Annotated in this window: 3 protein-coding genes; all 3 read right to left on the reverse strand. The window is 60.7% G+C overall.

Annotation, left to right across the window (positions count from 1 at the left end; translation table 11 throughout):
• On the reverse strand, positions 1 to 836 hold an 836-nt coding region (locus OQK_RS07340; protein ID WP_016771802.1), incomplete at its 3' end, for an AAA family ATPase.
• Entirely contained in the window at positions 833 to 4,519 is a 3,687-nt protein-coding gene (recB, locus tag OQK_RS07345) for an exodeoxyribonuclease V subunit beta (protein WP_016771803.1), read from the reverse strand. The genes OQK_RS07340 and recB, both read right to left, overlap by 4 nt.
• On the reverse strand, positions 4,516 to 7,401 hold a 2,886-nt coding region (gene recC, locus OQK_RS07350; protein ID WP_016771804.1), incomplete at its 5' end, for an exodeoxyribonuclease V subunit gamma. The genes recB and recC, both read right to left, overlap by 4 nt.

Consider the following 7,401-nt stretch of genomic DNA (forward strand, 5'->3'; position numbering starts at 1 on the left):
ACTTGCAGTGATTGCACTTGCTGACTGATCGACTCGGTCAAACGCGCAGCGGCCTTGCCGGTCGGTGCGGCCAGACGAATGCGCAGCGGATGACCAGCCTCAACGGCCGGTGCCTGCAACAATGCGAGCAAGCGCACCACCGTAGTGGTTTTCCCCGTGCCCGGGCCGCCAGTGATGATGCTGAAGGCGCTGCGCGTAGCGAGAGCACAGGCGAGTTTCTGCCAATCGATGACAGCTGCGGATTCCGCGCCGCCGAACAATCCATTGAGGCGCTGCGGCAGGTCATCTGGCGTCGGCTCCTGTTGCATCAAGCGTTGGCGCAACGCTGCATCGATGCGGCGTTCGTAGGTCCAGTAGCGGCGCAAGTACAGGCGTTTCGAGGACAGCACCAACGGACGTGTCTGCGCTGTTTCACTCGGGTCAGCAGCCAAGGCCACCAATGGACTGCTTGCCAGCACGTTGCACCAATGGGCTCCATCGAGCGTTTCGAGCAATTGCGAAGGCAGCAACAACACACCGCCCTGCACATCGCCTTCGGGCGGCAGTGACAGGGCAAAATCCGGCGCCTTGAGGGTTTCGAACAAATCCAGACACACGTGACCATGGCCGAGCTGGTGACTGGTCAACGCCGCCGCCAGCAGCACCAACGGGTCGGTCTCGGGCTCGAGTTCATACAGGAAAGCGACAAAGGCGCGGTCCAGCGCGCGCAGCCAACCGCGCTCGACCCAACGGCTAAGCAACAACAGCAAATCATCGGCGCGGGTCAGCGGCGAGAGTTTCGACAGGCTGTCCGCTTCAAGCGGTGTCGGCAGCAGATCGGCGAATGTGCGGCTCATAGCAGGACTCCCTGTTCCCAGGCGGGTTCGGACTTGGGTTCGGGTTTGCCCTGGAACATCCGGTCGAGGCGTTCGATCAATTCCCGTGGTGGACGCACGAAGTACACGCCACGACTTTCGGCACGCGTACCGCGCAGAAACAGATACAGCGCCCCGCCGATGTGACGGTCGTAATCGTAATCCGCCAGCCGTGCCTTCAACTGGCGATGCAATGCCAGCAGATACAGCACGTATTGCAGGTCATAACGGTTGTCGAGGATCGACTGCTCCATTACCTGCACCGTGTATGCCTGATCATCCACGCCGAGCCAGTTGGATTTGTAATCGGCAACGTAATAGCGGCCAGCGTGCTCGAAGGTCAGGTCGATAAAGCCCTTGAACATGCCGTTGAGTTGTACCGGCTCCGCCGCCACCCGGGCAACGCCATTGTGGGTGTGCTGGCGCACCTGTTCATCGAGCTTGAGCACGTCGACTTTGTGGCTGGCGAACCAGAACTCCATCTCGACGCGGTATTGCTTCAACTGCTCAAGAACCACCGGCGGTTGCCCGCCCGCGATTGGCAACGGCGACTTGAGCAAATGCTGCAGCCAGTCAGTCAGCGTGGTAATCCAGCCTTGCCAGCCGCGCAGGTTGCAACGCCGGGCAATCGCATCTTCCAGCGCTGCGCGGGTAACCCCAAAACCTTCAGCGCCCGCCCATTCGAGCAAGCCATGCAAAAACGTGCCGGGATTCGGTCCGCGAGGAAAACGGTGGATATCGGCGCCACCGCTGATGATTTCTCGTGGCGCGTCGGGGTCGAGGCGCTCGTCGTCGAAGAGCTTTTGCGCCTGCGGACTGTCCGGTGCTTCGTCGCTGCCGATGCTCATTATGTCGCTGATGCGCAGGGCGCTGTACGACGCGATCCACCAGTTTTCACTGGCTTTGCGTTTAGGCCGTAGTGTGGCTCGCAGCACTGCTTCATTGCGCGGCGGCTGGTAATGCTCATCAGTGGGCTGAGGCATTTCGCCGATGCCAATCGCCGCGCAGTCTTGCTGCAGATCGCGCAGCCAGCGATTCAATTCGCTGGACTCGCCCAAAGCGGCACCGCCACCGAGTAAGTAACCCAGCGCAGACAGGTGCAACACCGAGCTGTTGTTATTGCCGCGCTTGAGATCGGTGACGCCCAGCCAGCAGGCATGCTGCGCGCGCGTTAATGCGACATACAGAAGACGCAGATCTTCGGCCAGACGCTCATCGTCAGCCAGGGCGATCAACTCGGGAGTCGGTTTGAGGCTGATCTGCGCCTTGCCCGCAGCGTCGTGGTAATGCAGCGGCAAACGGCTGCCATCCACCGGTTTCGCCGAGCAAATGAATGGCAGGAACACCAGCGGATATTCCAGCCCCTTGGATTTGTGAATGGTCACCACTTTGACCAGTTGCTCGTCGCTTTCCAGACGCAGAATCTGCTCTTCACCGGCCTGACCGGACAATGCCAGCAGCTCGGCCAGATGGCGGATCAATGCTTGCTCGCCGTCCAGTTCAGCAGCGGCTTGCTGCATCAGCTCCGAGAGGTGCAAAAGGTTGGTCAGTACGCGCTCGCCGTCACTGCGCTGCATCAGGGTTTGCGGCAGGTGGAAGTCGTGAAGCAGGCGCCGCAACATCGGCAACACACCCTGCTTGCGCCAGAGCTCTCGATAGCCGCGGAACTGCATGACCCGGGCTTCCCAGACCATTTCATCCTGGTTCAGGCGCTCCAGTTCGATCAGCGGCAGGTTCAATGTGGTGCAGGCCAGCGCAGCCTTGAGCGAGCGTTCGACATCGGGTTCGGCGCAAGCCTTCAGCCACGCCAGGAGGTCGTGCGCCTCTTGCGCGGCGAACACCGAATCCTTGTCTGACAGATAAACACTGCGCACCCCTCTGGCGGCGAGTTCGGCGCGTACGGCCTGGGCTTCCTTACCGTCGCGGACGAGGATCGCGATGTCAGAAGGACGCAGACCTCTGAAGTCATCTGCCTGAACAAAACCAGCGCTACCGTTTTGCCCGCCATTGAGCAGTGCGGTGATTTCACTGGCGCAGGCGGCGGCCATTTGCTGGCGATAGACCGCGCCGGACAGCGGCTGATCGCCAGACAATAGCCAGACATTCAGTGCCGCGACGTCTTGCCCGGCAATCCGCAGCGTTTCCTTGCGCCCCTGAGACTCGACCGGGAGGAACGGCACCGGGTTTTCGCCGGTTTTCTCGCGAAACAAAAACGCGCCGCGTCCTTGCTCTCGGGACTCGGCGCGTTCGAATACGTGATTAACCGCTGTGACCATGCCGTGGCTGGAGCGGAAGTTGGTGCCGAGCGTATGCAAGCGGCCGGTAGTGGCCTGGCGTGCGCGCAAGTAGGTGTAGATGTCGGCACCGCGAAAGGCGTAGATCGCCTGTTTGGGATCGCCGATCAGGAACAGGCCGGTGTCAGGGTGATTGTCTTCGATGCGGTAGATGCTTTCGAAGATGCGGTATTGCACCGGATCGGTGTCTTGGAATTCGTCGATCAGCGCGACCGGGAACTGCTCGCGGATCAGCGTTGCCAGACGCTCGCCGCCCTCCGATTGCAGCGCGGCATCGAGACGCAACAGCATGTCGTCGAACCCCATTTCTGCGCGGCGACGCTTCTCTTCTTCGAAGCGTGCACCGACCCACTTGGCAGCGTGTTGCAGAACAGCGGCATCGGGCGTCGGCAATGCGTCGAGGCTCGATTTGAGTGCGGACATGGCGTCCAGCCCCGGATGACTCGGGGCCTGGCCTTTCCAGGCCTCGGCCATACCTTCGGGTGTCAGACGGGTGAAGCCGGTGCCAATGTCCAGTTGCTCAAGCGCCTCGTCTTCGGCCCAGGTCTTGAGTTTCTCGAACCAGGGTTCGAAATAACGCGCCTGCATCTTGCGGCCATCGACGGTTTTGCTGGCGACGCCTTCATGGCAGAGCGCGAGCAGTTCGTCTGCCCAATCACGCCAAGGCGCTTTCAGTTCGACCAACGCCGCTCGCCGCTCCAGCAAACATTCGGCGATCAGCTCCGCAGGCACCTTGCCTTCATCGGTGTCTCGCTCGCTGGCGAACAAGCCGCGTACCCGAGGCAACAACGCTGCGGGGCCACCCCAATTACTGCGCACCCAGTTCAGCGCATCGCCCTGCATCGGGTAACAGAAGAGCCGCCAGTAATCGCGCAGCACCTCGCCGAGCAAATCGCTGTGATCGGTTTCCAGCGACTGCGTGAACAGGCTGCCACTGTCGAACGCATGCTCGCGCAGCATGCGCTGACACCAGCTGTGAATGGTGGAGACGGCGGCTTCGTCCATCCACTGCGCGGCGATATCGAGGCGGTTGGCACAGCCCGGCCATTGTTGCGGATCGAACTGATCGCGCAACTCGGCAATCAGTCCGTCGGGGGCAGTGATTTCATCGCGGAAGAATCGCGCGGCCTCAGCCAAGCGTGTCCGAATGCGTTCACGCAGCTCTTTGGTGGCAGCATCGGTAAACGTCACTACGAGGATCTGCGGCGGCAGCAGTTCGCGTGCGAAACCGCTTCTCTCGCCGCCATGACCGAGAATCAGCCGCAGATAAAGTGCCGAGATGGTAAAGGTTTTACCGGTGCCGGCGCTTGCTTCGATCAACTGGCTGCCGCGCAACGGGAAGGCCAGAGCCAACGGTGTTTTGGTACTCATGCGCGCGCACCTTCGCTGGACAAGGAACGCCACGGCGCTTCGAATAATGGGCGGTACAACGCGTCGCACCAGCCTGTGAAGGTTTCGTCTGCCAACAGTGCATCGAAATCGGGATATTGCCGGAGCAGTGCCGGGCTTTCACGCCGCTCGCCCTCACTGGTCTGGCCGTCACCTTCATAGGCTTTTCGTGCAGCGGCTTCGGCTTTGACCGGGTCAGTTTGAGACAACCAGGCGAACGCGGTTTTTATCGCAATCGGCAAGGGTTGGCGCATGCCTGATTGCCACGCAAGAAGCAGGTCACCGAGCAAACGCAGCGCTCGGTCTCGCTCCATTGGCTCCAGCAACAATGTGTCATCACTGGCGACCAATGCCGTGGTCAACGCATGCTCGCTGGCGCAGGCGACCAGATGGGTGACCCACGGTTTGGTCAGCCGATGCCACTTGCGAGTTTTGATCGAGCCGATGCTGTTGGGAATGGTCGTGACCGACAGCAGACCGCCATCGGCGCGTTGATGCAGGTTTGCGAGCCAGCCCTCCAGCCGCAAACCTTGCAGGTCGAGACTGACCGGGATCGCACTGGTCAACGGCGTCGGCCATAACGTCAGCAACTGTTGATAACGCTGCAGAAGATCCGGTAGCGGTTCGATCAGTTCACGCTGTAGGCATTCGCCAAAACCGGCCATAGGCAGCAGACCACTGTTTTGCAGGCGCAGCGCCCGGGCTTGCAGCGCCTGATCGATATTGTCCGGCTGGCTGAGTGCGGCTTCCAGCAAGCTGTCGCTGAGCGTGTAGCGCTGCAGCGCGTCGAGCACGAAAGGTTCTTCATCGGCCAACGGCGCTTGCGCGGCCTCGAAATAGACCTTGAGACGCTGGGTGAAAAAATGCCGAACCGGATTACGCAGAAAATCCTGAAGCAATGCCAGCGTCAGCGGTTCCTCTTGAACATATGGCGCGAGTAACGGTGCTTCACTTTGCTGCGCTTTCTCTTGATGCAACACCTGCCACTCGCTGGCGTAGCTGAACAGTTGCTCGCCTTCGTGGAAATAGCGGGCGCTGAAAGGTTGCAGGGGATGTTCTTCGGTCAGCGCGTCTAACAGATCCTGGCTTGGGTCGATTGAACGCCAGCCGCTGGCGAGGTGATCGCGCAACTGGCCGATGAGCACCGAGGCAGGTCGTTCGCTGTTGTCACGGATGCTGCGACCGACCCAACTGATATAGAGCTGAGAGCGTGCGGACAACAGCGCTTCGAGTAACAGGTAGCGATCGTCTTCACGTCGTGAGCGATCCCCAGGTCGGTAATCGCTGCCCATCAGATCGAAGTCCAGCGGCGGCTGCGCGCGCGGATAATCGCCGTCGTTCATGCCCAGCAGACATACCAGTTTGAAAGGAATGGCGCGCATCGGCATCAAGGTGCAGAAATTCACCGCACCGGCGAGGAATCGTTGCGACAAACGGCCCTGATCCAGCCCGGCGAGCCAGGCTTCGCGCACGACAGTCAGCGGCAGTTCGTCAGTCAGCCCGACCGCCTCGCAGGTCTCCAGCCAGGTTTCGCGAAGCTCTTCCAGTTGGGTCAGCAGGTAGTCGTCGTGCTCGTTGCTCGCCTGAAAGAACACCTGCATCAGCGCCTGCAAACGCAGCCCCCACTCTTTCGGTTGAGCCGGTTGCGTGAGTTGCCGATGAGCGATTTCCAAGGCATCCAGCAGAGCCACCAGTGGACCGATCAGGGCAGCATCAAGCCCACCAATTTCGTCGTAAGGCTCGATACCTGCACATGCGTCGGCACTGCCGACGGCGTAGCCCAGCAGCATTCGGCGCAGGCCGAAATGCCAGCTGTTCTGCTCCAGTTGCTCCGGCAATCCGAGACCGGCCCGTTGCTCCGCGCTCATGCCCCAACGCACGCCGGCGCCTTCGATCCAGCGATGCAAAGTTGGCAGGTCGCGCTCCTCTACGCCAAAGCGAGCACGCAGAGCCGGGACATCGAGCAGGTCGAGGATCTCACTGACCGGGAAACGACTGTCCGGCAATTTGAGCAAATGTTCGACCGCGATTAGCAACGGATCACGTCCACGCTGGCCCTGGTCCGCCAAAGTGAAAGGAATGAAGCGCGGGTCAAATCGATCGAGCTGACCGAAAACCGCGCGGATATGCGGGGCATAGCTGTCGATATCCGGGACCATCACGATCACGTCCCGTGGGCGTAGAGCCGGGTCAGCGCTGAAACGCGCCAGGAGTTGATCGTGCAGGATTTCGACTTCGCGCTGGGCACTGTGGGCGATGTGAAACCGGATCGATTGGTCCTGCGTCAGGTCGACAGCGGGCCAGAGCTCACGAGTCTCGTTGAGGGGGCGCAATTCGAGGATGTCGTCCTGCAGCTGGTTAAGCATGTTGTGGGGCTGGGCTTCGCTGAACAGGTCGATGCGGCCGTCACGAAAGGCTGCGCGGTAGCTGTTGGGGTCGTCGTAGCTGTCGAGCAGGTTGATATAGTCGCGACCTTGCTTGCCCCAAGCGGCCAGCAACGGATGTGCGTGCTGATGCAGGGTCTCGGCATCAAGTACAACTGGCATCCCGCTTTTGCGTTGTTGGCGCTTGTATTGATGTCGCAGCAGATCCTTGTCGGCGACGATATCGGCCCAGTGATGGCGACAGGGGTTGTGTACGCAAAGCAGAACCTGACTGAAGCGCGCCAGACCGGCGAGCGCTTCAAGAACTTGTGCGGGCAATGAAGAAATGCCAAAGACGATAACGCGCGGCGGCAGTGAAGCCGGAGCCTCATCAAGGGTGTTGATGAGCTCCATGAAACGTTGATGGACGCCGGCACGGCTCTGCGCCATGCCTTGTTCGCCGACATCATCCAGCAGCGCTCGCCACAACTCGGCCTGCCA

The organism is Pseudomonas sp. R62, from assembly GCF_000257605.1.
Taxonomy (GTDB): domain Bacteria; phylum Pseudomonadota; class Gammaproteobacteria; order Pseudomonadales; family Pseudomonadaceae; genus Aquipseudomonas; species Aquipseudomonas atacamensis.